Annotated in this window: 1 protein-coding gene; it reads right to left on the bottom strand. The window is 59.4% G+C overall.

Features of this window, described 5'->3' with window-relative positions; translation table 11 throughout:
* Positions 1–144 precede the first annotated feature (144 nt).
* Positions 145–1,119, bottom strand: coding sequence for an IS5 family transposase (locus VSR68_RS42455; RefSeq protein ID WP_342945371.1), 975 nt, complete (start codon positions 1,117–1,119; stop codon positions 145–147).
* Between the last annotated feature and the right edge of the window lie 79 nt (positions 1,120–1,198).

Genomic DNA, 1,198 nt, shown 5'->3' with positions numbered 1-1,198 from the left:
GGCAATGCTGATCAAGCCGTGTAAACGCGACTGAGCGCGGTTGAGCATGCGTAAACTTTCTGAATAACCATGAAGATGGTCGTTCCGCTTCGTTTTACCGCGCCGCAGGCGTTCTGCGCGGGCTTTTCGCCCGTGTTTCGCCCATTACGGGCGCACCTGCCCCGTAAATCGGCCTCGCGACAGGTAAAGGTTCGCCAGCGCGAGTGCAACGAAGGCGCGATTGGCGTTCTTCGCCAGGCCGCGATAGCGCACCTTCGTGAAACCCCACAACCGTTTGACCACGGCGAACACATGTTCGACGCGGGCGCGGATCTTCGACTTGTTGCGGTTCTTGCGACGCGCCACTTCATCGACGCTGTCCTTGCGGCGCGTGCGCTGATTCGTGAAGTCGCGGGCTTTTGGGGCCTTGCCATGGATCAGCGCTTTCTGGCTCGCATACGCGCTGTCACCGTAGACCCGCTGCTCCTGGCCATGCAGAAGCTGTGGCAGTGGGTGTTTGTCGTGCACGTTGGCCGCCGTGACGACCGCGCTATGCGTCAGTCCGCTCTGGCTATCCACGCCGACATGCAGCTTCATGCCGAAATACCACTGCTGTCCCTTGCGAGTCTGATGCATTTCAGGGTCCCGTGCTTTCTCCCTGTTCTTCGTCGAAGAGGGTGCGCCGATCAGCGTGGCATCTACAATCGTGCCACTCTTGAGTTTTGCTCCGCGTGCCTGCAACACCCGACCCACCTCGGCGAAGATTCGCTCGCCCAGCTTGTGCTCTTCAAGCAGGTGCCGGAATTTGAGCAGCGTCGTCGCGTCTGGAACGGTTTCGCTGCCCGGGTCAATGCCCACAAAACGGCGCAGGCTGAGGCTGTCGTACAGCGTTTCTTCGCACGCAAGGTCGGCAAGGTTGAACCAGTGCTGCACAAAATGAATCCGCAACATGCGCTCGATCGCGATCGGCGGACGACCGTTGCCGCGTTTCGGGTAATACGGCTCGACCACCACGCACAGTTCGGCCCACGGCACGAGCCTGTTCATCTCATCGAGAAACGCTTCGCGTCGCGTAGGTTTGCGCTGCGCTCCGAATCCCGCGCATTGATCGACCGCCATCGCCAGTGTCAGTTGCTTCATCGTTTTTGGTTTTACCGTCGCATGTCCACGCTATAACGCATGACAGCCATGAGTGGTGGACTTGATCAGCATTGCCTTA

The organism is Paraburkholderia phymatum, assembly GCF_038900715.1.
Classification (GTDB): Bacteria; Pseudomonadota; Gammaproteobacteria; order Burkholderiales; family Burkholderiaceae; genus Paraburkholderia; species Paraburkholderia phymatum_A.
This window is presented reverse-complemented; position numbering and strand designations above follow the sequence as displayed.

What these genes read in the sequence shown, in the direction of transcription:
- VSR68_RS42455 (WP_342945371.1), bottom strand. Translation starts at nt 1,119, where the DNA reads ATGAAGCAACTGACACTGGCGATGGCGGTCGATCAATGCGCGGGATTC.